General features: G+C 70.6%; 21 protein-coding genes. 15 read left to right on the forward strand and 6 right to left on the reverse strand.

Going from position 1 to position 25,808, the window contains the following annotated elements:
- The first annotated feature begins 31 nt into the window (after window positions 1-31).
- The gene (locus QF027_RS41905; protein WP_307080629.1) at window positions 32-2,209 is read left to right on the forward strand and encodes a 3-hydroxyacyl-CoA dehydrogenase NAD-binding domain-containing protein; all 2,178 of its coding nucleotides are present in this window, start codon (window positions 32-34) and stop codon (window positions 2,207-2,209) included.
- Window positions 2,210-2,457: 248 nt separating this feature from the next.
- Window positions 2,458-4,086 (forward strand): thiamine pyrophosphate-binding protein, encoded by a 1,629-nt coding sequence (locus tag QF027_RS41910; RefSeq protein ID WP_307080630.1) that lies wholly within the window; start codon window positions 2,458-2,460, stop codon window positions 4,084-4,086.
- 40 nt (window positions 4,087-4,126) lie between these two features.
- On the opposite strand, the gene QF027_RS41915 is transcribed toward QF027_RS41910, so the two are convergent.
- Window positions 4,127-4,846, reverse strand: coding sequence for a MerR family transcriptional regulator (locus QF027_RS41915; RefSeq protein ID WP_307080631.1), 720 nt, complete (start codon window positions 4,844-4,846; stop codon window positions 4,127-4,129).
- A 221-nt stretch (window positions 4,847-5,067) separates the two neighbouring features.
- Between QF027_RS41915 and QF027_RS41920 the strand changes: the two genes are divergently transcribed.
- From QF027_RS41920 to QF027_RS41940, 5 genes are all read left to right on the forward strand, one after another.
- Window positions 5,068-6,534 (forward strand): amino acid permease, encoded by a 1,467-nt coding sequence (locus tag QF027_RS41920; RefSeq protein ID WP_307080632.1) that lies wholly within the window; start codon window positions 5,068-5,070, stop codon window positions 6,532-6,534.
- 39 nt (window positions 6,535-6,573) lie between these two features.
- Entirely contained in the window at window positions 6,574-7,056 is a 483-nt protein-coding gene (locus QF027_RS41925; protein ID WP_307080633.1) for a macro domain-containing protein, read from the forward strand.
- A gap of 1 nt (window position 7,057) precedes the next feature.
- On the forward strand, window positions 7,058-7,993 hold the full coding sequence (locus QF027_RS41930) for an adenosine kinase (RefSeq protein ID WP_307080634.1): 936 nt from the start codon (window positions 7,058-7,060) through the stop codon (window positions 7,991-7,993).
- Window positions 7,990-8,403: a hypothetical protein gene (locus tag QF027_RS41935; RefSeq protein WP_307080635.1), complete on the forward strand. Its 414-nt coding sequence runs from the start codon at window positions 7,990-7,992 to the stop codon at window positions 8,401-8,403. The genes QF027_RS41930 and QF027_RS41935 overlap by 4 nt, the downstream gene beginning before the upstream one ends.
- 86 nt (window positions 8,404-8,489) lie before the next feature.
- Window positions 8,490-9,176 (forward strand): DUF6766 family protein, encoded by a 687-nt coding sequence (locus QF027_RS41940; protein WP_307080637.1) that lies wholly within the window; start codon window positions 8,490-8,492, stop codon window positions 9,174-9,176.
- A 26-nt stretch (window positions 9,177-9,202) separates the two neighbouring features.
- Here the strand turns inward: QF027_RS41940 and QF027_RS41945 are convergent, their stop codons facing one another.
- Window positions 9,203-10,717, reverse strand: coding sequence for a M1 family metallopeptidase (locus QF027_RS41945; protein WP_306973787.1), 1,515 nt, complete (start codon window positions 10,715-10,717; stop codon window positions 9,203-9,205).
- A gap of 161 nt (window positions 10,718-10,878) precedes the next feature.
- On the opposite strand from QF027_RS41945, the gene QF027_RS41950 reads away from it, so the two are divergent.
- From QF027_RS41950 to QF027_RS41970, 5 genes are all read left to right on the forward strand, one after another.
- Window positions 10,879-12,852 (forward strand): Xaa-Pro dipeptidyl-peptidase, encoded by a 1,974-nt coding sequence (locus QF027_RS41950; RefSeq protein ID WP_307080639.1) that lies wholly within the window; start codon window positions 10,879-10,881, stop codon window positions 12,850-12,852.
- Window positions 12,849-14,090 (forward strand): M14 family metallopeptidase, encoded by a 1,242-nt coding sequence (locus QF027_RS41955; protein WP_307080642.1) that lies wholly within the window; start codon window positions 12,849-12,851, stop codon window positions 14,088-14,090. The genes QF027_RS41950 and QF027_RS41955 overlap by 4 nt, the downstream gene beginning before the upstream one ends.
- An 88-nt stretch (window positions 14,091-14,178) precedes the next feature.
- Window positions 14,179-15,879 (forward strand): BCCT family transporter, encoded by a 1,701-nt coding sequence (locus tag QF027_RS41960; protein ID WP_306973781.1) that lies wholly within the window; start codon window positions 14,179-14,181, stop codon window positions 15,877-15,879.
- Between the two features lie 189 nt (window positions 15,880-16,068).
- Complete coding sequence (locus tag QF027_RS41965) at window positions 16,069-17,094, forward strand: oxidoreductase (RefSeq protein ID WP_307080644.1); 1,026 nt, start codon at window positions 16,069-16,071, stop codon at window positions 17,092-17,094.
- A 48-nt stretch (window positions 17,095-17,142) separates the two neighbouring features.
- Window positions 17,143-18,786: an ABC-F family ATP-binding cassette domain-containing protein gene (locus QF027_RS41970; protein ID WP_306973777.1), complete on the forward strand. Its 1,644-nt coding sequence runs from the start codon at window positions 17,143-17,145 to the stop codon at window positions 18,784-18,786.
- A 79-nt stretch (window positions 18,787-18,865) separates the two neighbouring features.
- Here QF027_RS41970 and QF027_RS41975 read toward each other — a convergent pair whose 3' ends face one another.
- The 3 genes from QF027_RS41975 to QF027_RS41985 all read right to left on the reverse strand — a co-directional run bounded on the left by QF027_RS41975 (window position 18,866) and on the right by QF027_RS41985 (window position 22,426).
- Window positions 18,866-21,229, reverse strand: a complete 2,364-nt coding sequence (locus QF027_RS41975; protein WP_307080646.1) for a Tex family protein — start codon at window positions 21,227-21,229, stop codon at window positions 18,866-18,868.
- A 94-nt stretch (window positions 21,230-21,323) separates the two neighbouring features.
- A complete protein-coding gene (locus QF027_RS41980; protein WP_252100478.1) occupies window positions 21,324-21,455 on the reverse strand; it encodes an LPFR motif small protein in 132 nt (43 codons plus the stop codon).
- Between the two features lie 101 nt (window positions 21,456-21,556).
- Entirely contained in the window at window positions 21,557-22,426 is an 870-nt protein-coding gene (locus QF027_RS41985) for an SCO6745 family protein (protein WP_307080649.1), read from the reverse strand.
- Between the two features lie 113 nt (window positions 22,427-22,539).
- Here QF027_RS41985 and QF027_RS41990 point away from each other — a divergent pair, with 113 nt between their 5' ends.
- On the forward strand, window positions 22,540-23,499 hold the full coding sequence (locus QF027_RS41990; RefSeq protein WP_307080650.1) for a GlxA family transcriptional regulator: 960 nt from the start codon (window positions 22,540-22,542) through the stop codon (window positions 23,497-23,499).
- Window positions 23,500-23,509: 10 nt separating this feature from the next.
- A complete protein-coding gene (locus QF027_RS41995; RefSeq protein WP_306973769.1) occupies window positions 23,510-24,160 on the forward strand; it encodes a DJ-1/PfpI family protein in 651 nt (216 codons plus the stop codon).
- Here QF027_RS41995 and QF027_RS42000 read toward each other — a convergent pair.
- Window positions 24,132-24,896 (reverse strand): enoyl-CoA hydratase/isomerase family protein, encoded by a 765-nt coding sequence (locus QF027_RS42000; RefSeq protein ID WP_307080652.1) that lies wholly within the window; start codon window positions 24,894-24,896, stop codon window positions 24,132-24,134. The two genes, QF027_RS41995 and QF027_RS42000, sit on opposite strands and share 29 nt — an antisense overlap.
- Before the next feature lie 401 nt (window positions 24,897-25,297).
- Here QF027_RS42000 and QF027_RS42005 point away from each other — a divergent pair, with 401 nt between their 5' ends.
- Entirely contained in the window at window positions 25,298-25,807 is a 510-nt protein-coding gene (locus QF027_RS42005; protein ID WP_266392499.1) for an ATP-binding protein, read from the forward strand.
- The last annotated feature ends 1 nt before the right edge of the window (window position 25,808 follow it).

The raw sequence follows: 25,808 nt of genomic DNA on the forward strand, positions 1-25,808 counted from the left end.
GGATACGACGGATCACACGGAGCACTTCCACATGAGCACTCAGTCCACGACCATCCGCTGGGAACAGGACCGCACCGGCGTCGTCACCCTCGTCCTCGACGACCCCGACCAGTCCGCGAACACGATGAACCAGGCATTCCGCGACTCCCTCGCGGTGATCACCGACCGCCTGGAGGCGGAGAAGGACACCGTCCGCGGCGTCATCATCACCTCCGCCAAGAAGACCTTCTTCGCGGGCGGCGACCTGCGCGACCTCATCCGGGTCACGCCCGGGACCGCGCAGGAACTCTTCGACGGCGGGCTCGCGATCAAGCGCAACCTGCGCCGCATCGAGACCCTGGGCAAGCCGGTCGTCGCCGCGATCAACGGCGCGGCCCTGGGCGGCGGTTACGAGATCGCCCTCGCCTGCCACCACCGCATCGCCCTCGACGCACCCGGCTCCAAGATCGGCTGCCCCGAGGTCACCCTCGGCCTGCTCCCCGGAGGCGGGGGAGTCGTCCGCACGGTCCGTCTCCTGGGCATCGCCGACGCCCTCCTGAAGGTCCTGCTCCAGGGCACCCAGTACGCCCTGCAGCGCGCCCTCCAGAACGGCCTGGTCGACGACGTGGCCATCACACAGGACGAACTCCTGGCCAAGGCCCGCGCCTTCATCGACGCCAACCCCGAGTCCCAGCAGCCCTGGGACAAGCCGGGCTACCGCATCCCCGGCGGCACGCCCGCGAACCCGAAGTTCGCGGCGAACCTCCCCGCCTTCCCGGCGACCCTCCGCAAGCAGACCAACGGCGCGCCCTACCCGGCCCCGCGCAACATCCTCGCAGCAGCGGTGGAAGGCGCCCAGGTCGACTTCGAGACGGCACAGGTCATCGAGGCGCGCTACTTCGTCGAGCTGGCCGCCGGTCAGACCTCCAAGAACATGATCCAGGCGTTCTTCTTCGACCTCCAGGCGGTGAACTCCGGCGCCAACCGCCCCAAGGGCGTGGCCCCCCGGCAGGTCCGCAAGGTGGCCGTACTCGGCGCCGGGATGATGGGCGCGGGCATCGCGTACTCGTGCGCCCGCGCGGGCATCGACGTGGTCCTGAAGGACGTGACCCCGCAGGCGGCGGCCAAGGGCAAGGCCTACTCGGAGAAGCTCTGCGCGAAGGCGGTCTCCCGCGGCCGGACGACCCAGGAGAAGGCGGACGCGCTCCTGGCCCGCATCACTGCGACGGCGGACCCACAGGACGTGGCCGGCTGCGACGCGGTCATCGAGGCCGTCTTCGAGGACTCGGCGCTGAAGCACAAGGTCTTCCAGGAGATCCAGCACATCGTCGAGCCGGACGCTCTGCTCTGCTCCAACACCTCGACCCTGCCGATCACCGCGCTGGCCGAGGGCGTGGAGCGCCAGACGGACTTCATCGGCCTGCACTTCTTCTCCCCGGTCGACAAGATGCCGCTGGTCGAGATCATCAAGGGGGAGAGGACGGGCGAGGAGGCGCTGGCACGTGCCTTCGACCTGGTCCGGCAGATCAAGAAGACGCCGATCGTCGTGAACGACTCCCGCGGCTTCTTCACCTCCCGCGTCATCGGCCACTTCCTCAACGAGGGCGTGGCCATGGTCGGCGAGGGCATCGAACCCGCGTCGATCGAGCAGGCGGCGGCACAGGCGGGCTACCCGGCGAAGGTCCTGTCGCTGATGGACGAGCTGACGCTCACGCTCCCGCGCAAGATCCGCAAGGAGACGAGGCAGGCGGTGGAGGAGTCGGGCGGAACCTGGACACCCCACCCCGCGGAGGCGGTCATCGACCGCATGGTCGACGAGTTCGGCCGCACGGGCCGCAGCGGGGGCGGCGGCTTCTACGACTACGGCGACGACGGCAGGCGCACCTCCCTGTGGCCGGGCCTGCGGGAACACTTCACGCGCGCGGGTTCGGAGATCCCCTTCAGGGACATGCAGGAGCGCATGCTCTTCTCCGAGGCCCTGGACACGGTCAAACTCCTGGAGGAGGGAGTGCTGACCTCGGTCGCCGACGCCAACATCGGCTCCATCTTCGGCATCGGCTTCCCCGGTTGGACGGGCGGAGTCCTGCAGTACATCAACGGCTACGAGGGCGGCCTCCCGGGCTTCGTGGCCCGCGCCCGTGAACTGGCGGAGCGGTACGGAGAGCGGTTCACGCCGCCGGCGCTGCTGGTCGAGAAGGCGGAGAACGGGGAGCGCTTCGGGGACCGGTGACACCCATGCCATGAACGCCGGGTGGGCGAGTGCGGCTCGCCCGGCGGCAGGGGGGCGGGCGGCGCAGCCCGTCCCACCGCGTCTCCAGGCACAGGCCCGCAGGTCTCAGCCCGCCCGGGAGGTGCGGGACGAGTCCCTCCGGCCGAAGTGAACCGTACGGCTGATCCGCCCCTTGCCCCGCACCCCCGGGCTCCCCGACGCTGGCTTGCGAGCCGGTCGCACCTTCACTCCCGCCACGAGGAGCCCCCATGGGTCACCGCCCCGCCCTCGCCGTCCTGGACATCCTCCGCGACGAGGGCGTGGACCGCGTCTTCGGCAACCCGGGCACCACCGAACTCCCCTTCCTGGCCGCACTCGCGCAGACAGAGAACGCCCCCGAGTACGTCCTCGGCGTCCACGAAGGCTCGGTCGTGGCCATGGCCGACGGCTATGCCAGAGCCACCCGCCGCCCCGCCTTCGTCAGCCTCCACATCGCGGCCGGCCTCGCCAACGGTCTCATCGGCCTCCTCAACGCCCGCCGCTCCCGCACCCCCCTCGTCGTCACAGTAGGCCAACAGGACCGCCGCCACCTCCAGCAGGACCCCATGCTCTCCGGCGACCTGATCGGCCTCGCAACCCCCGCCGTGAAGGCGACGTACGACATCCAGCACGCCCGGGACCTCCCCCTGGCCCTGCGCCGGGCCTTCGCCCTCGCGCAACGCCCGCCCGCAGGACCGGTGTTCCTCTCCCTTCCCATGGACCTCCTCCAGGAGGACGTGGAACTGGAGGTCCCACCCCGCACCCCCACACCCCCGCTCGGCCCGGCCCCCGGCATCGAACGAGCAGCAGCCCTCCTGGGATCGGCCGCCCGCCCGGTGATCGTCGCCGGCGACGCAGTGGCCCGCGAGGACGCCCTCGGCGCACTCGTCCGCACGGCGGAGGCCTGCGGAGCCGTGGTCCACCACCAGCCCATGGCGGACGCCCTCGACTTCCCCACCACACACCCCCTGTATGCGGGCATGCTCCCACCCCGCCACGACGCGGTCCGCGCGGCCCTCGCCCCCTACGACACCGTCCTGATCGCCGGCGCCCACGCCTTCACCCCCCACCACTACACACCGGGCCCCGCCCTGCCCCCCGGCGTCACCGTCCTCCAACTCGACTCCGACCCGGACGAGATCGGCCGCAACTTCCCCGCCGACACGGGCCTCGTCGGCGCCCTCGCCCCCTCCCTGCACCGCCTGGCGGACCTGCTCCGCGACCGCGTACCCGAACCCACCGCGAAGGCCCGCATCCTCCGCGCCGGCGAACACCACGCCACCGAACGCGAGCGCGCCGAGTCCGCGGCCCGCGCCGCCTACTCCCCGGCCCCACTGGCTCCCCGGGCCGCGGCCCACGCCGTGGCGAGCGGTCTGCCACCGGACGCCGTGGTCGTCGAGGAGGCCATCACCGTCGGCCTCCTGCTCCGCAGGCACGTACGACTGGAGAACCCCGGCAGCTACACCCACACCGTCGGTGGCGGCCTCGGCTGGGGCGTCGGCGCCGCCGTGGGCCGCTCCCTCGCCGAACCGAACCGCCCCGTCGTCGCCGTCCTGGGCGACGGCGGCACCCTCTTCGGCCTCCAGGGCCTGTGGAGCGCGGCCCACCAGAACACCCCCGTCCTGTTCGTCGTGATGAACAACGGCGTCTACCGCACGCTCCAGGACACCTACCGGGCGATGGGCATCCAAGGCACCTGCCCCGGCACCGAACTGGGCCCCCTCGACTTCACCCAGGCCGCCCGCTTCTTCGGCGTCGACGCGATCCGGGCCGACAGCGCCGACCACCTGAAGGAACTGGTGGCCGGAGCGAGCGACCTCACCGGGCCGCTGCTCGTCGACGTACCGCTGCGGCCGTAGCCGAAGTCCGCGCGCCCGTACCGGCCCGATCCGCAACGTGTCAGGAGCCTTTGCCCACCTCTGACGTCCACTCCCGCAGTTCCTCCTTGAGCGACCGCTGAAAGGTCGTCAACAGGGCCTGCACGACGAGGGGTTCCATGTGGGCGGACAGTGACTTCACGTCCTGTGCGTCGCGTTGGGCCACCTCGCTCCGGAACAGCTGCGACAACTCGTGCGCGGCGGCCCGGGAGTGCTCGATGAGCACCTTGCGCGAGGCCAGGATCGCCTCCAGCGACAGCGGGACGTCGAGCAGTCCGACACCGAGCCGGAGCAGGCCCAGGTCGACGCGGTACCCGTCGCCGTCCCGCCGTACGACGTCCATCGCGGCGAGCCGTTCCAGGTCGTCGTCGCTCAGCTCCCGTCCCGCCCGCCGCCGGAGCTCCTCGCGCGTCACCACCTCCACGGCGTCCGGGGCCCAGGAGGCCACCACCGCCCGGTGGATCGCGAGGTCGTGGGGGCTCAGGTCGGCCGGCAGCTGCTGCATGTAGCGTTCGATCGCCGCCAGGGTCATGCCCTGGTGCTGGAGCTCCTCGATCAGCGCGAGGCGGGCGAGGTGCTCGCGGCCGTAGTGACCGACCCGGCGCGGACCGATCACCGGCGGCGGCAGCAGCCCTCGCGTGCCGTAGAAACGCACCGTGCGGACCGTGACCCCCGCCCGCGCGGCCAGCTCGTCGACGGTGAGGGTCGGCTCCTCGGCGTCGGTTGAGGTGTCGGTCGTCATGTGGAGCAGTATCGCTGTCTCACCATTGCTGTGACACCTGTTGCTGTGACACCCCTCCCGACAACAGACGTCTGCCTCTGTGACGTCCGCCACCGTGTGCGGGGCGCCTTCCCGGGAAGGCGAGCCCTCGGCCTGTGCCCTTCACCGAAGCGGTACAGGCCGACGCACGTCCGGAAACCCGAGCGAGACCTGCCGGGGCGCACCAGAGAGTGGAACCACCTGTGAGCAAGGACGCCGTGCAATCGGCACAGGCCGCCGCCCGCACCGACGTGGCCCGGGTGCCCGCCGACGCGGGCGACGCCGGCTACAGCAAGGACCTCAAGGCCCGCCACGTCAACATGATCGCCATCGGCGGCGCGATCGGCACCGGCCTCTTCCTGGGCGCCGGAGGACGCCTCCACACCGCGGGCCCGGCGCTGGCGCTGGCCTACCTGGTCTGCGGCGTCTTCGCCTTCTTCGTCGTCCGTGCCCTGGGCGAGCTGGTCCTCTACCGCCCCTCCTCGGGGTCCTTCGTGTCGTACGCGCGCGAGTTCCTCGGCGAGAAGGGGGCCTACGTCGCCGGCTGGATGTACTTCCTGAACTGGTCGACGACCGGCATCGCCGACATCACCGCGATCGCGCTCTACACGCACTACTGGAGCCTGTTCACCGACGTCCCCCAGTGGACGCTGGCCCTGATCGCGCTGGCCGTGGTCCTCGCCGTGAACCTGATCTCGGTGAAGATCTTCGGCGAGATGGAGTTCTGGTTCGCGATCATCAAGGTCGCCACGCTCGTCGGGTTCATGTTGATCGGCATCTTCCTGCTGGCCACCCGGCACGAGGTGGGCGACGGGACACCAGGCCCGAGTGTCATCACCGACAACGGCGGCGTCCTCCCGCACGGCGCGATGCCGGTCGTCCTCGTCATGCAGGGCGTGATCTTCGCCTACGCCGCGCTGGAGCTGGTCGGGGTCGCGGCGGGGGAGACGGCGGAACCGGAGAAGGTGGTCCCGCGCGCGGTGAACTCGATCATGTGGCGGGTGGGCCTGTTCTACGTCGGCTCGGTCGTCCTCCTGGCCCTGCTCCTGCCGGGTTCGGTCTACTCGGCCGACGAGAGCCCTTTCGTCACGGTCCTGTCGAAGATCGGGCTCCCGGCTGCCGGTGACGTGATGAACCTGGTGGTCCTGACCGCGGCGATGTCCTCGCTGAACTCCGGCCTGTACTCCACCGGCCGCATCCTGCGCTCCATGGCGACGGCGGGCTCGGCCCCGAAGTTCACGGCCCGCATGAACCGCAGCCAGGTCCCCTACGGCGGCATCCTGCTCACCTGCGCGGTCTGCGTCCTCGGCGTCGGCCTGAACTACCTCGTGCCGAGCCAGGCCTTCGAGATCGTGCTGAACGTCGCCTCCCTCGGCGTCATCAGCACCTGGGTGATCATCATGATCTGTCACCTGGTCTTCGTCCGCCGTGCCCGCGCGGGCCTGGTCACCCGCCCCTCTTTCCGCCTGGCGTTCAGCCCGGCCACGGAGATCACCACGATCGCCTTCCTCCTGGCCTGCCTGGGCATGATGTGGAACGACCCCGAGGTCGGCCGCAGGACGCTCCTGCTGATCCCGGCGATCGCGGCACTCCTGGTGGGCGGCTGGTTCGGCATCCGCCGCAGGGTCGAACGGACGACGGACCGCGAACTGACCGACCTCACGGACTGACGAGGCCCCCTTGTCAGTGGCGCCCTCTACGGTGGCGTCATGGGGGAGATCACATACATCCGAGGCGACGCCACCGCTCCGTCGGTGAAGGGCACCAAGCTGATCGCGCACGTCTGCAATGACCTCGGGGGCTGGGGCAAGGGTTTCGTCGTCGCGGTGTCGCGCAGGTGGCCCGAGCCGGAGGCCGCCTACCGCGCCTGGCACCGGGGGCGCGCGGCGAACGACTTCGGGCTGGGCGCCGTGCAGTTCGTGCAGGTCGAGCGGTATGTCTGGGTGGCCAACATGGTCGGACAGCGGGGGATACGGCGCGGCAGCAAGGGCGTCCCGGTCCGATACGAGGCGATCGACCAGTCCCTTTGGCGGCTGGCCGACAAGGCCGTGGAACTCGGCGCCTCCGTGCACATGCCACGGATAGGGTGCGGACTGGCCGGCGGAAAGTGGTCCCGCGTGGAGCCGCTGATCAACGAGCGGCTGGTGAAGCGGGGTGTCGCCGTCACCGTCTACGACCACGGGGAGGGCTGAGATGAGCCGGGACATCGACGTGCTCGTGCTCGGCGGGGCCGGGGTGGACACCATCGTGTACGTTCCCGCGCTGCCCCTGCCCTACGCCGACAGTTACATGATCGACTCCGGTATCCGCGCCCGCGCCGGACAGACCGGGGACTTCGTCGCCGTGGGCCTCGGCGCCCTCGGACTGAACACCCACCACCTCGACTTCCTCGGCGACGACCCCGAGGGCGACCTCGTCCGCGCCCTCCACCGCGACCGCGGCATCGCCCTCACCGCCGTACCCCAGCCCGCCGGGACCAAGCGGGCGGTCAACCTCGTCGGCCCCGACGGCCGACGCCTGTCCCTGTACGACACCAGCCGCGCCCACCCCGACGACCGCATCCCGCCGGACACCCTGAGGCCCCTCGCCGAGGCGAGCCGCCATGTCCACGTCTCGATCACCCACCCCTGCGCCCACGCACTTCCCCTCCTCCGCGACACCGGGGCCACCCTCTCCACCGACCTCCACGACTGGGACGGCGAGAACCCGTACCACGAGCCGTTCGCCCTCGCCGCCGACGTGGTCTTCCTGTCCGCGGCCGCCCTCACCGACCCCGAGCACACCCTGCGCGACATCGCCGCGCGCGGCCGTGCCGAAGTGGTCGTCGCCACCGCGGGCGCCGAGGGCGCGTACCTCCTCACCGACGACGAGCTGACCCACATCCCGCCGGTCACACCCCCCGCCCCCGTGATCGACTCCAACGGCGTCGGGGACGCCTTCGCCGCCGCCTTCCTCTTCGGCCGCCTGACCGGCGAGCCCCCGCACCGCTGCGCCCTGTACGGCGCGGTGGCCGGCGCCCACGCCTGCACCGTGCCGTCGACGGAGACGGACGCGATCACCAGGGACGCACTTCTCGCCCGCGTGGCCGGTTCCTTGAATCGGGAGGAATCGGGTACCCGGTCCGCGTGAGAAACGCGCTCCGGATCGGCACGCTGACACTCCTGGTCCTGTTCGGACCGGCCCTCGCGGGCTGCGGAAGCGTCGGAGAACGCCGTTCGGACGCCGAGAGCGCGGCCGCCGGTTTCGAGCGGCTGCTGCGCGCCGACGACCCGAACGGCCTCTGCGAGGCGCTCGCACCGGAAACCCGCAGCGAACTGGAGGAGTCCGAGGAAGCGAGCTGCGAAAAGACGATCGCCTCCCAGAAGATCCCCGTCGGCGGCACCACCCACCGCGTGGACCTCTACGGCAGACAGGCCCGCATCGTCCTGGACACGGACACCCTCTTCCTCTCCCTCTTCCCCGACGGCTGGAAAGTCGTCGCCGCAGGCTGCACACCCCGCCCGGGCCGGCCGTACCAGTGCACGCTCCAGGGAGGCTGACGGCGTATGCGGACCATGTTCACGCTCTGTCTGGTCGTCGTCCTCAGCGGCCTCGTCTACTTCACCGTCATGGGGCTGATGCACCGATGACCACACGCACCCGCGGCTTCCTGCGCGACAACGGCCTCGGCCTGGCCTTCGGCATCGGATTCCTGCTGGCCCTCGCCGGACAGGCGATCGCGGGCTACGCGGAGTTCAACAACCAGCTCACCACAGAAGGACTCGCCCAGGTCGGGTTCGGCGAATACCTCATGTCCTCCGACTTCGCCGTCGACGTGACGGAGAACTGGCAGTCGGAGTATCTGCAGTTCTTCCTCTACATCACCGCGACCGTCTGGCTCCTTCAAAGGGGCTCTCCCGAGTCGAAGAAGATGCACAAGGCAGGACGGGAGTCCGACCAGGATCAGCAGGTCGGACAGTACGCCCACCGGAACTCCCCCCGATGGGCCGGTGCCGGCGGACTGCGCCAGGCGCTCTACTCCCACTCCCTCGGACTGGTCATGGGCACCATCTTCGTCCTGTCCTGGCTGGCCCAGTCGATCAGCGGCGTCGCCGCCTACAACGAGGAACAGCTCCGCCGGCTCCAGGCCCCCACGAGCTGGGGCAGTTATATAGGGTCCGCGGACTTCTGGAGCCGCACCCTTCAGAACTGGCAGTCCGAGCTCCTCGCGGTGGCCTCCATGGCCATCCTGTCCGTCTACCTCAGACAGCGCGGCTCGCCGGAGTCCAAGCCGGTCGGGGCGGCCCACACCTCGACGGGGGTCGAAGGATAGGACCGCCCCCAGGCAACGCCCAGGCCCTACTCGCCGTGCCCGTGCTCGTGCACGTCGTTCGTCGCCGCGATCTTCTTCCACGACTTCGGCTGTACGGAGGCGTCCGCGGCCTCCGCCGCCTTCGCGATCGACGCGCTCCGCGCCGCCGGTGCACCCGGCTTCGACGGCTGGAACAGCCACGTGTCGAACAGCGCCGCCAGCGGCTGCCCGGACACCTCCTCGGCGTACCTCTGGAAGTCGGCGACGGAGGCGTTGCCGTACGCGTACTTCTGCGGCCAGCCCTTCAGCACGGCGAAGAAGGCCTCGTCCCCGATCTCGTTCCGCAGCGCCTGCAGGGCCAGCGCACCCCGGTCGTAGACGGCGATGTCGAACTGGTTCTCCGGCCCGGGATCACCCGGCTTCACCGTCCAGAACGCGTCGTCGGCCGGATGCGAGGCGTACACGTAGTCGGCGAGCTCCTGCGCCGTCCCCTCGCCCTCGTGCTCGGACCACAGCCACTGCGCGTACCGGGCGAAGCCCTCGTTGACCCAGATGTCCTTCCATCCACGCACGGACACGAGGTCGCCGTACCACTGGTGGGCCAACTCGTGCACGACCACGGAGGTGTTGGATCCGTTCGCGAACTGCCGCGGGCTGTAGAACGGCCGGGTCTGCGTCTCCAGCGCGTACCCGGTGGTGGTGTTCGGCACATATCCGCCGAGTGCGTCGAAGGGATACGGCCCGAAGTACCCGCTCAGCCAGTCGGCGATCTCCCCGGTCCGCTCGACACTGGCCCGGGCCGCGCCGTAGTTGGCCCCGAGGTCCTTGCTGTAGGCGTTGACGACCGGAATCCCACCGTCGGTCGTCCCGGTCGTGACGTCGAACTTCCCGACGGCCAGGGTCGCGAGATAGGTGGCCTGCGGCTTGTCGGAGCGCCAGCTGTAGCGCGTCCAGCCGAGGCGTGAACTCGTCGACTGGAGCGTCCCGTTGGAGATGGCCTGGCTGCCGTCCGGCACCAGGACCGACACGTCGTAGGTGGCCTTGTCGAGCGGGTGGTCGTTGCTCGGGAACCACCACCAGGCCGCCTCGGGCTCGTTCGCCCCGACCCCGCCGTCGGGGGTGCGGTGCCAGCTGGTGAAGCCGTACGCCTGCTTCGACGACGGCACCCCGCTGTACCGGACCACCACGGTCACGGAAGTGCCCTTGACCAGTGGCGACTTGGGCGTGATCTCCAGCTCGTGCTCGCCGGAGGTCGTGAACGACGCTTTGGCGCCGTTGACCCGCACCTCGCTCACGTCGAGCAGAAAGTCCAGATCGAAGCGGGACAGATCCTGCGTGGTGCGCGCGAGAAGAGTCGCCGTACCCTCCAACTCGTCCGTGGCCGGCTGGTACTTCAGCCGCAGGTCGTAGTGGGAGACGTCGTATCCGCCGTTGCCGTAGGCCGGGTAGTAGGGGTCGCCGATGCCCGGTGCGCCAGGGGAGAAGCCCGCTGCCGACGCCGGGATCGCCAGCATCAGGGAGGCCGTCGCGAGTGCGCCCGGTGCGATGAGTCTGCGGTGCACGAAAGCTCCAAGTCGTAGGGGCACGAAGTCTGTCCGCAGCCTATTCACCACCTGTGAGCTGGAGGTGTCCATCGCCACCCGTGTCACACGATCGCCATTCGGCCGTCATGGTCTCAAGGTGCGCTCTTTTGCAGGGGAGTTGACCGCTGTACCGTCCGCGCATGTCGATACGCACGCGCTTCATGATCTGGAGACCGCTCGCGACAGCAGCCGCGGCCACCGCCGCCCTGCTGGCGACCTTCCTCGCGCCCGCGACCGCACAAGCACAGGCGCGGACGGCCCCACGAGAGAGCCGACCGGTCTACTCGTACGGCAACGCCGTCCGCGAGGCCGTCTGGGTGGACACCCGGCTCGACGGCGACGGCGACGGAAAGAGCGACCGCGTCGCCGTCGACATCGTCCGGCCCCGCGAACCCGCCCAGCAGGGTCGCAAGGTTCCGGTCATCATGGACGCCAGCCCCTACTACTCCTGCTGCGGACGCGGCAACGAGAGCCAGCTGAAGACGTACGACGCCCAGGGCGACGTCGTCCAGATGCCGCTGTTCTACGACAACTACTTCGTGCCCCGCGGCTACGCCTTCGTCGGTGTCGACCTCGCCGGCACCAACCGCTCCGACGGCTGTGTGGACGTCGGCGGCCGCTCCGACATCCAGTCCGCCAAGGCGGTGGTCGACTGGCTGAACGGCCGAGCCACCGCCTACACCAGTCGCACGGGCACAGCGAAGGCCAAGGCCACCTGGACCAACGGCAGGACCGGCATGATCGGCAAGAGCTGGGACGGCACCATCGCCAACGGCGTCGCCGCCACCGGGGTCGAGGGCCTGAAGACCATCGTCCCGATCAGCGCCATCTCCACCTGGTACGACTACTACTTCTCCCAGGGCGCCCCGCTCTACGACTCCGGCCCCGACTGGCTCTCCGACTACGTCGACAGCCCCGACGCCCGCGCCAAGTGCGCCGCCGTCCAGCAGAAGCTCGTCGACCAGGCGCCCCGCACCGGCGACCGGACGCCGCTGTGGACCGAGCGCGATTACGTGAAGGACGCCCGCAAGGTCAAGGCCAGCGTCTTCGCGATCCACGGCATGCAGGATCTCAACGTCCGCCTCCAGCACCTCGGTCCGTGGTGGGACGCCCTCGCGAAGAACGGCGTCGAGCGCAAGATCTGGCTCTCCCAGACCGGCCACGTCGACCCCTTCGACTTCCGCCGCGCGCCATGGGTCGACACCCTGCACCGCTGGTTCGATCACGAACTCCTCGGATACGACAACGGCATCGACCGCGAACCCATGGCCGCCATCGAACGCCACCCCGACCAGTGGGCCACCTCGAAGTCCTGGCCCCCGCGCGGTACGGCCGCCACGACCCTGCGCCCCGCGAAGGGTTCCCAAGCCGGCGTCGGCACCCTCGGCCTGACCAAGGCCAAGGGCACCGAGACCTTCACCGACGACCCCGCGCTGAGCGAGACCGACTGGGCCGCCCGGATCGACACGTCGACCCCCGACAAGGCGGGCTTCACCACCGGAACCCTCACCAAGGGCCTCCGCCTGTCCGGCTCCTCCAAGGTCACCGTGACGGCGAGCCCGACCACCACCACGGCCCACCTCTCCGCCGTACTCGTGGATCTCGGCCCCGACACCATCCGCGACTACGCGGCCGCGGGCGAAGGCATCACCACCCTCACCAACCGCACCTGCTGGGGTCTCAGCACATCCGGCGACAGCGCCTGCTTCAAGGAGACGCAGGCGAAGACCACCGCCGTCGACCACACGGTCGTCAGCCGTGGCTGGGCCGACCTCGGCAATTACGCCGACTCCGGAAAGGGCGTCCCGCTCACCCCGGGCAAGGCGTACACCATCACCCTGGACCTCGGTGCCACGGACCACGTCGTCCCGGCGGGCCACCGCCTCGCCCTGATCGTCGCGGGCACCGACAAGGACCTCATCGACCCGCCGTCCACCAAGCCCACCCTCACGATCGACCTGTCCCGCACCTCGGCCCGCGTCCCGCTGGTCGGCGGCGCCGCCGCCTTCGCCCGTGCCACGAAGGGCGCCGAGACCGCCGTACCGGAGACGGCAGGGGCCCTTGACGGAGTCCGGGCCCCGCGTACCACCCACCGCGTCCCGGAGGGAGGATGACGATCCGAACCGTCACCGTGAGCACGGCGGCCCTGGTCGCCTCCCTGGTCGCGATTCCCGCCGAAGCCACCGAGGCCCCACCCCGCACCGGCTTCGAACAGTCGAACGGCGCCCGCTGGACGAGCGAGTCCGAGGAGCGGGGCTTCCTCACCGAGGTCGACCGGGCGAGCAGCCGGGTCTCCCTCAGCCGCATCGGTACGACGAAACAGGGCCGCCCTCTTCACCTCGTCCAGGTCGGCGCCCGTCACGCCACCGACAAGGTCCTCCTCGTGTGCAGCCAGCACGGCGACGAGCCGTCCGGGCGCGAGGGCTGTCTCACCACGGTCCGCGACCTGGCGTACGCGAAGGACGCCGGCACCCGGCGTTTCCTCGAGCGCACCACCGTGCTGGTCGTGCCCACCGCCAACCCCGACGGCCGGGCCGCCGACACCCGTGGCAACAGTGACGGCGTCGACATCAACCGCGACCACCTCGCCCTCGCCACCGCCGAGGCCCGCGCCATGGCGAAGGTCGTCCGCGACCGGCAACCGGACGTGATCTACGACCTGCACGAGTACTCCGCCACACCGCCGTACTACGACAAGGACCTCTTCGACCTCTGGCCCCGCAACCTCAACACCGACCAGGCCGTCCACGACGAGGCCGAGACCCTGTCCCAGGCGTACGTACGTCCGGCCGCTGAAAAGGCCGGCCACACGACCGGCACCTACGGCATCTGGACCGACCCGGTCACCGGCGACCCCATCAAGCAGGTCGCCGGCGACGGCCAGGAACGCATCCTGCGCAACATGTCGGGCGTCAAGCACGCGATCGGCCTGCTGATCGAGAGCCGGGTCGAGCCCCTGACGGACACGGCCGAGGCGAGCAACAACCGACGCCGGGTGAACTCCCAACTGGCTGCACTGAAGGGCCTGTTCGATTTCGCCGACGAGCGTCGCCGGCAAGTCGAGAAGGCCACCACCGAGGCCCGCCACAAGCCCTCCACGGGCCCCGTCCACCTCGGCGGCGCCGACAACGACCCGCCCGAACCGGCCGAGGTGATCCAGGACCCGCCCTGCGGCTACCGGCTCACCGACGCCCAGTACCTGGAGTGGAAGGACGAACTCGCCCTGCACGGAGTGCGGACGAAGGGCACCTACGTCCCGGTTCGCCAACCCCTGCGCGCCCTCGTCCCGCTGCTTCTCGACGAACGCGCCCCGTATCACCTCACGGCCGGGGAGCCCGACAGCGGCTGCTGAATCGGTCGAGTTCTGCGGCACCTGTGGTAGGTCCTGGGGAACTGTGTGAAAGCCGGCGTATCCACCGCCCCAGGGGAAGGTGCCGCAGATGACTGAAGACCTGAAGAAGAGAGGTGGCCGGGGAGACCCCGCGGGGACTCTCGGCCACCAGACCGACCGGGTGGTGTTCGGAGTCACCGCCGCCATCACCCTGGCCTTCGTGATCTGGGGCTGGGCGGCGACGGACTCATTGGAGGACGTCTCCACCTCCATGCTCAACGGGCTGATCCACAACGGCGGCTGGGCCTTCATGCTGGCCGCCTCGTGTTTCGTGGTGTTCGCCCTGTGGCTCGCGATGAGCCGCTACGGCCGTATCCACCTGGGCGCCGAGGGCGAGGAGCCCGAGTTCAAGACGGTGTCGTGGGTCGCGATGATGTTCAGCGCCGGCATGGGCATCGGCCTGATGTTCTACGGCGTCAGCGAGCCGCTCTCGCACTACACGACCCCGCCTCCGGGTACGAGTCCCGCCAACTCCGGTGAACGCATGGAGACGGCGATGGCCACCACCCTCTTCCACTGGACCCTGCACCCCTGGGCGATCTACGCGGTGGTCGGTCTCGGCATCGCCTACAGCACCTTCCGCAAGCGCAGGCGCCAGACCATCAGCGCCGTCTTCACCCCGCTCATCGGGGAGAAGCACGCCAACGGCGGCGTGGGCCGGGTGATCGACATCCTCGCGATCATCGCCACCGTCTTCGGCTCCGCGGCCTCTCTCGGTCTCGGCGCCCTCCAGATCGGCTCCGGCTTCCAGGAGTTGGACTGGATGGACGACGTCAGCACCGGTCTGCTCGTCACGATCATCGCCGTGCTGACCCTGGCCTTCGTGCTCTCGGCCGTCTCCGGCATCGAGCGGGGCATCCAATGGCTGTCCAACACCAACATGGTGCTCGCCCTGATCCTCGCGGTCTTCGTGTTCATCGCCGGACCCACGATCATCGTGCTCGACCTGCTGCCCACCTCGGTCTTCTCCTACCTCGGCGACCTGCCCCAGCTCGCCGGACGTACCGAGGCCAGCGGCGGCAAGGGCGTCGCGGACTGGCTCGGCAGCTGGACCGTCTTCTACTGGGCCTGGTGGATCTCCTGGACGCCCTTCGTCGGCATGTTCATCGCCCGCATCAGCCGCGGCCGCACCATCCGGCAGTTCGTCGGCGGTGTCATCCTCGTGCCGAGCACGGTCAGCCTGGTCTGGTTCGCGATCTTCGGCGGTACGGCCATGAAGCTGAAGGAGGGCGGCGCGCTCGGCGGTGAGTCGACTCCGGAGGGTCAACTCTTCGGTGTGCTCCAGGAGTTTCCCATCGCCACCGCCACCAGCCTGCTCGTGATGATCCTGGTGGGCATCTTCTTCGTCTCGGGAGCCGACGCCGCGTCCATCGTGATGGGCACGCTCTCCCAGCGGGGCGCCCTCGAACCCGGCCGATTCGTCGTGGTGTTCTGGGGTGTGGTCACCGGCGCGGTCGCCGCCATCATGCTGCTCGTCGGCAGCGGTCAGGGCGACGCGCTCACCGGCCTGCAGAATCTCACGATCCTGGCCGCCGCGCCCTTCGTGCTCGTGATGATCGGCATGTGCGTCGCCCTCATGCGCGACCTGCGCCGGGACCCGTTGATCGTGCGCGGCGAGATGGGCTCCGAGGCCGTCGAACTCGCCGTGATCGAGGGCCACAGGAAGTACGACGGCGACTTCGGGATCCAGATCGGTCCGGGCCCCGGCACCGAGACGGAGGGCGACCCGCTGGGCCACGACCACAGCTGAGTCCTCCGCGCGCGACGGCACACCCCCTGCGACCTGTCCCTCTTCGACCAGGCGTACGCCGTTGACGCCGGGCCACGCCGCCAACTCCTCGTGCACGCCGAGGTGCACGTCGAGCGACCGCGCCGCCCGGCGTGAGCGGAATGACGCATGCCGTGCTCAGACCGGCCTCAAGCCGGGAATACTCACACCATGTCTGCCGCATACGCGACCTTCGGCCTGGCACCGGCGATGCGTGCCGGTGGAGTCCTCGCCAACGGTGACTTCGAGATACACCGGGACTTCGTGGACTTCATCGTCGACGGCCGCCCGCTCCTCTTCCAGCTCTCCGACCTCGATGCCGTCTCCCCACTCGCCTCCGACGTCCCACCCGCGATCTTCACCGCCCAGGTCCGCAGCTTCCTGGGCGAGACGGACGCTCCGCTTCCGAGTGGTCGTCACGTCATCTACGGCTGCCCCGAGTGCGAGGACCTCGCCTGCGGAGCCGTCACCGCGGTCATCGAGCGGGACGGCGACGACTTCATCTGGCGGGACTTCGCCTGGCAGACCGAGGAGGCCGTGGACCTCCGGCGCAACGGCTATCACGGCATCGGGCCGTTCCGCTTCCAGGGCGCCGAGTACCGCGCGGCGCTCGACTCCCTGCTCCAAGGCGCCGGCCCGGGGGGCGCCCGCCGCCGCGTCCTGCTCATCGGCGCCCGCGTGGCCCTCCTCGCCAAACTGGCCGCCGCCCTGCGCACCATCGGCATCGGCGCCGACATCACCCGTGAGGTGGGCGCCGTCCACGCCGACGAACTGCGCGGGTACGGCGCGGTCGCCTTCGGCCGCCCGGTCACCGAGGAGGAACGTACCGCCGTACGCGCCTCCTTCGACCGCGCGGGCGTCGACGTGACCTACGTCGACGGCCTCGCCCCGATCGTCCCGCTGCTCGTGGCCCAGATAGAGCACGCCCTGGACCGCAGCCCCGTCGAACGGCGCCGCTTGGCCCGCCTGGTCGCCGCCGACGGCGAGGCGGCCGTCGAGGTCACCTCACCGTGCCGGGTGCGCCTGACGGCGTACCGCCTCGACCGGCTGTACCGCACGCACGCTCACGAGGTCTTCGACGGCGTCCTGGAAGCGGGCCGGCACCGTATCGCCCTGGACGCCAAGGCGGTGAAGGGAGAAGCGTTCCTGGTGGCGCGGACCTCGGGAAGCGTCCTGGTGGAGGCGATGGCCCGCTGAGAAGCGAAGCGTCGGGCATCCGCCGCGGCCATTAGGATCGGCGGTCTGATGACTGCCACCCTTGTCGCCAAGAACCTCGCCGCCGGCCACGGCGACCGTTCCCTGTTCAGCGGGCTCGACCTCGTCGTCGCGCCCGGAGATGTGATCGGCCTGGTCGGGGCCAACGGCGCGGGCAAGTCCACGCTGCTCAGGATGCTCGCGGGCCTGGTCGCGCCGGAGGAGGGGGAGCTCAGGCTCTCCCCGCCTACGGCGTCCGTGGGGCACCTCCCGCAGGAGCCCGAGCGGCGCCCGGGCGAGACCGTGCGGGAGTTCCTCGCCCGCCGTACCGGAGTCGCCGAGGCCCAGCGCGTGATGGACGAGGCGACCCAGGCCCTGGTCGAGGGGGCGCCGGGAGCGGACGACGCGTACGCCACCAGCCTGGAGCGCTGGCTGGACCTCGGCGGCGCCGACCTCGACGAACGCGCCGAGGAGGTCGCCGGTGCGCTGGGCCTCGCGGTCGATCTGGACCAGCCGATGACGTCCCTGTCGGGCGGCCAGGCGGCACGAGCAGGCCTCGCCTCCCTCCTGCTCTCCCGCTACGACGTCTTCCTCCTCGACGAGCCGACCAACGACCTCGACCTGGACGGCCTGGAGCGCCTCGAGCGGTTCGTGAAGGGCCTGCGCGCCGGCACGGTGGTGGTCAGCCACGACCGCGAGTTCCTCACCCGCACCGTCACCAAGGTCCTCGAACTCGACCTGGCCCAGCAGCAGATCACCCTCTACGGCGGCGGCTACGAGGCCTACCTGGAGGAACGGGAGGTGGCCCGCCGGCACGCCCGGGACGACTACGAGGAGTACGCCGACAAGCGGGCCGCCCTCCAGGACCGGGCGCAGATGCAGCGCTCGTGGATGGACAAGGGCGTGAAGAACGCGCGCCGCAAGGCGAACAACGACAACGACAAGATCGGCCGTAAGTTCCGCAGCGAGGCCAGCGAGAAGCAGGCCGCGAAGGCCCGCCAGACCCAGCGGATGATCGAACGCCTCGACGCCGTCGACGAGCCGCGCAAGGAATGGGACCTGCGGATGGAGATCGCGTCGGCCCCGCGCTCGGGCGCGGTCGTCGCGACGCTGCGGGACGCCGAGGTCCGCCACGGCGACTTCGTCCTCGGCCCGGTGTCCCTCCAGATCGACTGGGCGGACCGGGTGGCGGTCACCGGCGCGAACGGCGCCGGCAAGTCGACGTTGCTCGGCGCCCTGCTGGGCCGGGTGCCGCTGACCGCCGGCCAGTCCTCCCTGGGCTCCGGCGTCCTGATCGGCGAGGTCGACCAGGCCCGCAAGCTCTTCCACGGCGAGGAGGCCCTGCTGGACGCCTTCGGCGCGGCGGTCCCCGACACGGAACCGGCGGAGGTCCGCACCCTGCTGGCCAAGTTCGGCCTGAAGTCCGACCACGTCCTGCGCTCGGCGGCGACGCTGTCGCCCGGCGAACGTACGAGGGCGGCCCTGGCGTTGCTCCAGGGCAGGGGCGTCAACCTCCTGGTCCTGGACGAGCCGACGAACCACCTGGACCTGCCGGCCATCGAACAGCTGGAGTCGGCGCTGGACGCCTACGAGGGCACCCTGCTGCTGGTCACCCATGACCGCCGAATGCTGGACGCGGTCCACGTGACCCGCCGCCTGGAGGTCTCATCGGGCAAGGTGACGGAAACCCGCTAGGGGCGCGGGGCTGTATCGATATGCGGCTCCGCCGCGTGGGCGCGGCCAGCCACAATCGGCCGGCAGTTCCCCGCAACCGCTACCGCCCCTTTTTCTTGGATTCGAGCAGCCCGGCCTTGCGCAGAGCATCGGCCATCGCACTGTTGGCCGGAGCAGGCGCCTGCCGCTGCGGTTGCTGCCGCTGCTGAGGCGGCCGCCCACCCCGCTGCGGCTGACGGCGCTCCCCACCGGACGGCTTCGCCTGCGCCTCGTCATCCAGCCGCAGCGTCAAGGAGATCCGCTTGCGCGGGATGTCGACCTCCAGCACCTTCACCTTGACGATGTCACCGGGCTTCACCACATCTCGCGGATCCTTGACGAACGTCTTCGACAGCGCGGAGACATGCGCCAGACCGTCCTGATGGACACCGACGTCGATGAACGCCCCGAAGGCCGCCACATTGGTGACCACGCCCTCCAGCACCATCCCGGAGACAAGGTCGGAGATCTTCTCGACGCCCTCCTTGAAGGTGGCGGTCTTGAAGGCGGGCCGAGGGTCACGCCCCGGCTTCTCCAGTTCCTTGAGGATGTCGGTCACGGTGGGCAGACCGAACGTCTCGTCCACGTAGTCCTGCGGCCGGAGCGAGCGCAGCACACCCGTGTTGCCGATGAGGGAACCGACCTCCTGCCCCGCGGTCTTCACCATGCGCCGCACCACCGGGTACGCCTCGGGGTGCACGCTGGAGGAGTCCAGCGGGTCGTCGCCGCCGCGGATCCGCAGGAAGCCCGCGCACTGCTCGTACGCCTTGGGACCCAGCCGGGCCACCTTCTTCAGCTCGGTGCGCGCCTTGAAAGGACCATTGGCGTCCCGGTGCGACACGATGTTCTCGGCGAGCCCGGAGGTGATTCCGGAGACCCGGGCGAGCAGCGGGGCGGACGCGGTGTTCACGTCGACCCCCACGCCGTTCACACAGTCCTCCACCACCGCGTCCAGCGAACGCGACAGCTTCACCTCGGACAGGTCGTGCTGGTACTGGCCGACGCCGATCGACTTCGGGTCGATCTTCACCAGCTCGGCCAGCGGGTCCTGGAGCCGGCGCGCGATGGAGACCGCGCCGCGCAGCGACACGTCCATGTCCGGCAGCTCCTGCGAGGCGAACGCGGACGCCGAGTACACCGAGGCGCCCGCCTCGGACACCATCACCTTGGTGAGCTTCAGCTCCGGGTGCTTGGTGATCAGTTCACCGGCGAGCTTGTCGGTCTCGCGGGACGCCGTGCCGTTGCCGATCGCGACGAGCTCGACCGCGTGCTCCTTGGCCAGCCGGGCCAGCTTGGCGATCGCCTCGTCCCACCGGTTGGCCGGGACATGCGGGTGGATGACGTCGGTGGCGACCACCTTGCCGGTCGCGTCGACCACGGCGACCTTCACACCCGTACGGAATCCGGGGTCCAGGCCCAGCGTCGCGCGCGTGCCGGCCGGGGCGGCGAGCAGCAGGTCGCGGAGGTTGGCCGCGAACACGTTGACCGCCTCGTCCTCGGCGGCCGTACGCAGCCGCAGTCTGAGGTCGATGCCGAGGTGCACGAGGATGCGGGTCCGCCAGGCCCAGCGGACCGTGTCCGTCAGCCACTTGTCGCCGGGACGGCCGCGGTCGGCGATCCCGAACCTGTGGGCCACGATGCCCTCGTAGGACGAAGGCCCCTCCGTGGCCTCCTCCGGCTCCAGGACGAGATCGAGGACCTCCTCCTTCTCGCCGCGCAGCATCGCCAGGATCCGGTGCGAGGGCAGGTCGGTGAAGGGCTGGGAGAAGTCGAAGTAGTCGGCGAACTTGGCGCCCGCCTCCTCCTTGCCCTCGCGCACCTTGGCAGCCAGACGGCCGCGCACCCACATGCGCTCGCGGAGTTCGCCGATCAGGTCGGCGTCCTCCGAGAAGCGCTCGGTCAGGATCGCGCGGGCGCCGTCGAGCGCGGCCTGCGCGTCGGGCACACCCTTGTCGGCGTCCACGAACGCGGCGGCCGCGGCGAGCGGAGCGATGCCCGGGTTCCCGAGCAGGCCCTCGGCGAGCGGCTCGAGGCCGGCCTCGCGCGCGATCTGCGCCTTGGTGCGGCGCTTCGGCTTGAACGGCAGGTAGATGTCCTCGAGGCGCGCCTTGGTCTCCGCGCCCCGGATCCGCGCCTCCAGCTCCTCGGTGAGCTTGCCCTGCTCGCGTACCGAGTCGAGGATCGCGGTCCGCCGCTCCTCCAGCTCCCGCAGATACCGCAACCGTTCCTCGAGCGTGCGCAGCTGCGCGTCGTCGAGCATCTCGGTCGCTTCCTTGCGGTAGCGGGCGATGAAGGGAACCGTGGAACCGCCGTCGAGCAGTTCCACGGCAGCCTTGACCTGCCGCTCCCGTACGCCGAGTTCCTCGGCGATCCTGCTTTCGATCGACCCTGCATTGGTGGACCCGCTGGACCCGGGTGTCGTCACGATCCCGTACCGCCTTCTCACTGAGGTTGCGCGGCAATTGTGGCAGGCGGCACCGACAGTCGGGGATCAGGGCGCGGTCATCCGACCGCGGTCATCAGGCCCTGCGGCTCCTCGTGGAGCTGGACGCACCGCCGAAGAGCCGGGCCAGCGCCCGGAACGGCAGCGTCACCACGGTGGCGATGGCGCCACCGATCTGGCGCAGTACGTCTGCGATCGCGCGGAACATGTGCATCCCCTTTCCTCTCCCGGCCACCACGACCGGGAGAAGAACGGGTACCTCCGTGACGGCCCGGCAATCTTCGATGCTGAGACTTGGGCCGTCATGGCTCAGCGCTTGCCGATCAGGTCCGCGGGATAGGCCCCCGCGGCCATCGCGGCACGCGCGAACCCGATCGCGAGCTCCGTCAGCCGCCGCACGTCCTCGGCCCCCAGGTGCTCGTACGGGGCCCGGTCCAGCCGGTCGGTCTCGGCCTCGATCTCCTCCCGCAGGGCCACACCCCGCTCCGTCAGCTCGCCGTCGGCGTCCAGCAGCCCGCGCTCCCGGAGCCGTCCGACGGCCGCGTCCCACTCCTGCCGGGTCCAGCCACGCGTGGTGGACACCCAGGACGGCGTCATGCCCCTGCCCGTCGCGGTGTGGGTCACCAGGGCTTCCAGGCCGTCGAGCCCCGAGGACATCAGGGCGGCGAGATGGCCGTCGCCCCGGTGCTCACGCAGCAGTGTCGCGGCGTGCCAGAACGCCAGGTGGGGCTCCTGGGGCACCGGCAGATCGGCGTGCGCGGAGTACAGCGGGCGCGCGACGCGCGAGCAGGCCTCGGTGGCACGCAGGGCGAGCCGCGCGGCCTCGGCCATCTCGGCGGATGCCACGGCCTCCTCACCCAGCAGGCGGCGCAGGGTCGTGTCGACGGCACGCACGCGTGCCGCCAGCACCTGTTCGGGCGCGGCGGTCCGCCACACCGCGGGCACGTGCTCGGCCACCAGCTCGTGCTTGTAGTTGTAGAACGCGGCCGTCACCGCCCCCGCTCCGACCGGCCCCAGTGCCGCGGCCCGCACCGCGAAGTTGACGGCCCTCGGGTGCGTGACGCCGATCGCGGCCAGCTCCCTGCCCAGGTCGGGAGAGAAGTAGTGCGTGGCGTGCAGGGAGTTGAGCGGGTTGTGACAGCGGCGGCCGGCGCGCGGTTCCAGGACGGCAGTAGTCATGGCGTGCAGGTTACCGACCGCTTGGTATCCCCTCTACGGGGGAGCTCCTGATGGCAGAAAAGGTGGGGAACTCGTCATTGCCGCCATCGTCGGCGCCCCCAAGAATCGGAGGCATGGCCCAGCGAACCGTTCTCTTCGTCCTCTTCGACGGCATGCAGAGCCTCGACGTCACCGGCCCGCTGGAGGTCTTCGCCGGGGCCGAGCAGCACACCCCGGGCACGTACCGCATCCGTACGGCCTCGCTGGACGGCGCTCCCGTTCGCACCTCCAGCGGCCTGAGCGTCGTACCGGACGAAACCCTCGCGCAGACCGATGCCCCGCACACCCTCCTGGTGCCCGGCGGCCAGGGCACCCGGCGCCCCGATGCGCGCCTCACCGACTGGCTGCGCGAGCACGGCCCCCGGGCCGAGCGTCTGGTCTCGGTGTGCACCGGCGCCATCCGGCTCGCCGAGGCGGGGCTCCTGGACGGGCGTCGCGTCACGACGCACTGGGCGTACAGCGACAAGCTCGCCCGCGACCACCCGGCCGTGGAGGTGGACCCCGACCCGATCTACGTGCGCGACGGGCAGGTGTCGACGTCCGCCGGCGTCACCTCGGGCATCGACCTCGCGCTGGCCCTGGTCGAGGAGGACCTGGGCCGGGACGCCGCCCTCACCATCGCCCGCCACCTGGTCGTCTTCCTGCGCAGGCCCGGCAACCAGGCCCAGTTCAGCGCCCAGCTCGCCGCCCAGACGGCCCGGCGCGAGCCGCTGCGCGAGGTCCAGCAGTGGATCACCGAGCACCCCGCCGACGACCTGAGCGTCGAGAACCTCGCCGCCCGGGCCCGTCTCTCGCCCCGCCACTTCGCCCGCGCCTTCCAGACCGAGACCGGCATGACGCCGGGCCGGTACGTCGACCGGGTCCGGCTGGAGCACGCCCGCCGCCTCCTGGAGGACACCTGCGACGGCATCGAGGAGATCTCCCGCGCCAGCGGCTACGGCACCCCCGAGGGGATGCGCCGCGCCTTCGTCAAAGCCCTCGGCACGGCCCCGTCCGAGTACCGCCGCCGCTTCCGTCCGACGCCCGCCCACTGAAAGGACTCCCGTGCAGATCGCCATCGTCCTCTACGACCGGTTCACCGCCCTGGACGCCGTAGGACCGTACGAGACCCTCGGTCGTCTCCCCGACTCCGAGGTCGTCTTCGTCGCCGAGGAGACAGGCCCCGTCCGCACCGACAGCGGGCACCTCGCGCTGATCGCCGACAGGACCCTGGCCGAGGTGCCCAACCCCGATGTGGTGGTCGTCCCGGGCGGCCCGGGGCAGACCCCGCAGATGACGAACGAGGCCCTCCTCGACTGGATCCGTGTCGCCGACACCACCAGCACCTGGACGACGTCCGTGTGCACCGGCTCCCTGCTGCTCGCGGCCGCCGGCCGCCTCGAAGGGCGTCGTGCGACCTCGCACTGGCTGGCGCTCGACGAACTGAGGAGGTTCGGGGTGGAGGCGACGGGGGAACGGGTCGTGACGGACGGCAAGTACGTCACCGCGGCCGGGGTCTCCTCCGGCATCGACATGGGGCTCGCCCTGCTCGGCCGGATCTCCGGCGACTTCGTGGCCCAGGCCGTACAACTGGGCATCGAGTACGACCCGCAACCGCCCTACGACGCCGGAGCCCCGCAGAAGGCGCCCGCGGACGTCGTCGAGCTGATCCGGTCGAGGAGCCGGTTCATCCTGGGCCAGGAACCGACCACGTGAACTGCGGCTGACGGCGTTCCAGGAACGCGGCGACCCCCTCCGCGGTGTCGCCGCTGTCCCGCGCCTGCCCGGCCCAATGGGCGTCCCGGTCCGTGCGGCCGTTCGCGAACTCCTTCGCGGCGGCCTGCGTCAGCCGCGAGCGGGACGCCAGGATCCGGGTGAACTCGCCGACCCGTTTGGCGAGTTCACCCTCGGGCAGCACCTCGTCGACCAGGCCCGTGCGCCGCGCACGCTCCGCGTCGATCAACTCGCCGGAGAACAGCAGGTACTTGGCGGCGGCCGGGCCGACCAGCGACACCAACCGCCGGGTGGAGGACGCCGGATACACGATCCCGAGCTTCGCCGGGGTCACCCCGAACAGCGAGCCCTGCTCGGCGAACCGCAGATCGCAGGCCGCCGCGAGCTGCGACCCGCCGCCCACACAGTGCCCGCGGATCGCCGCCAGCGTCGGCTTCGGGAACGCGGCCAGGGCCTCCTCGGCGCGCACCGCAAGCCCCTGCGCCTCCTCGGGCGACCGGCGCAGCGTGGAGATGTCGGCACCCGCGCAGAAGGTCCCGCCCTCCCCGGTCAGCACAAGAGCCCGTACGCCCGGATCGGCGGCCAGCGTGTCCAGCAGCGGCGGCAACGCCCGCCACATCGCGGCCGTCATGGCGTTGCGCTTGGCCGGATGGTGGACCACGACGGTAGCGACCGAGTCGGTGATGGTGTGCAGCAGCTGCGGCTCCGAGAGCTCCATGCGTCGGATGCTAGTCGTACGCCTCGACCGTTCGATCAAGAAGGGGCCGCAGCGCGAGGCCCCGCATGGCAGTGAACAAGGCGGAGACCCCGAGACAGCCAGACTGAGCCGCGGTTTCGGCCGGCTCGCGGCCGGCGTCGTCGTCATCGGGCGGCCGGAGGCGGCGGCCGCGGCCGCGGCCCTGACCATGTTCGCCGCGCTGCCTTCGGTCTGCGGCTCGGCATCCTGTCACCGAGCAGCATCAGGCCGCCGCCAAACCGCCACACCCCGAAAAGTTCTGCGCGGAATCGGTCAGGGGCACTCGATATCCGCTGACTTCTGTTCAGATATCCGGGGTGGAGTGACGCGCTGCCAACACTCGACATGTGGTGACAATCGAGCGCAAGGGTGGCGACCGAAGAATGGACGACCATGGGCGCGGGTCCGGCCCTCGCCCACCGGACGGCGGAGAAGACCCCCTCGACCCGGGCACACCGGATCCGCTGCCGTACGAGGGTGTGTGGCGGTTCACCGCACCCGCTGTCGACGCATCGGTCCCGCAGGCGCGACACGCCGTGCGGGACCTGCTGTACCGCCAGGGAGTGCCCGTCTCGGACGACCTCGTCCAAGGCCTCCTGCTGATCGTGTCCGAGCTCGTCACGAACGCCGTCCGGCACGCGGCCCTGCTCTCGCCGATGCTCGCCGTGGAGGTGGCCGTGGGCGCGGAGTGGGTGCGGGTGTCCGTGGAGGACAACCACCCCTACCGGCCGACCGCTCTGGAGGCCGCCCACAGCGAGACCGGGGGCCGGGGGCTGCTGCTGGTCCGTGAGGTCACCCGGGAGGCGGGCGGGGTCTGCGACGTCGAGCACACGTCCAGCGGCGGCAAGGTGATCTGGGCCGCCCTGCCGCTCAAGTCCGTGCGCGTGTCCTGAG

It is taken from the genome of Streptomyces canus, assembly GCF_030816965.1.
GTDB lineage: Bacteria > Actinomycetota > Actinomycetes > Streptomycetales > Streptomycetaceae > Streptomyces > Streptomyces canus_E.

Coding starts and splice junctions, on each gene's coding strand:
- QF027_RS42005 (WP_266392499.1), top strand. CDS start 25,298: ATGGACGACCATGGGCGCGGGTCCGGCCCTCGCCCACCGGACGGCGGA.
- QF027_RS41965 (WP_307080644.1), top strand. CDS start 16,069: ATGTCTGCCGCATACGCGACCTTCGGCCTGGCACCGGCGATGCGTGCC.
- QF027_RS41905 (WP_307080629.1), top strand. CDS start 32: ATGAGCACTCAGTCCACGACCATCCGCTGGGAACAGGACCGCACCGGC.
- QF027_RS41955 (WP_307080642.1), top strand. CDS start 12,849: ATGACGATCCGAACCGTCACCGTGAGCACGGCGGCCCTGGTCGCCTCC.
- QF027_RS41970 (WP_306973777.1), top strand. CDS start 17,143: ATGACTGCCACCCTTGTCGCCAAGAACCTCGCCGCCGGCCACGGCGAC.
- QF027_RS41960 (WP_306973781.1), top strand. CDS start 14,179: ATGACTGAAGACCTGAAGAAGAGAGGTGGCCGGGGAGACCCCGCGGGG.
- QF027_RS41910 (WP_307080630.1), top strand. CDS start 2,458: ATGGGTCACCGCCCCGCCCTCGCCGTCCTGGACATCCTCCGCGACGAG.
- QF027_RS41980 (WP_252100478.1), bottom strand. CDS start 21,455: ATGTTCCGCGCGATCGCAGACGTACTGCGCCAGATCGGTGGCGCCATC.
- QF027_RS41985 (WP_307080649.1), bottom strand. CDS start 22,426: ATGACTACTGCCGTCCTGGAACCGCGCGCCGGCCGCCGCTGTCACAAC.
- QF027_RS42000 (WP_307080652.1), bottom strand. CDS start 24,896: ATGGAGCTCTCGGAGCCGCAGCTGCTGCACACCATCACCGACTCGGTC.
- QF027_RS41915 (WP_307080631.1), bottom strand. CDS start 4,846: ATGACGACCGACACCTCAACCGACGCCGAGGAGCCGACCCTCACCGTC.
- QF027_RS41940 (WP_307080637.1), top strand. CDS start 8,490: ATGACCACACGCACCCGCGGCTTCCTGCGCGACAACGGCCTCGGCCTG.
- QF027_RS41950 (WP_307080639.1), top strand. CDS start 10,879: ATGTCGATACGCACGCGCTTCATGATCTGGAGACCGCTCGCGACAGCA.
- QF027_RS41925 (WP_307080633.1), top strand. CDS start 6,574: ATGGGGGAGATCACATACATCCGAGGCGACGCCACCGCTCCGTCGGTG.
- QF027_RS41990 (WP_307080650.1), top strand. CDS start 22,540: ATGGCCCAGCGAACCGTTCTCTTCGTCCTCTTCGACGGCATGCAGAGC.
- QF027_RS41930 (WP_307080634.1), top strand. CDS start 7,058: ATGAGCCGGGACATCGACGTGCTCGTGCTCGGCGGGGCCGGGGTGGAC.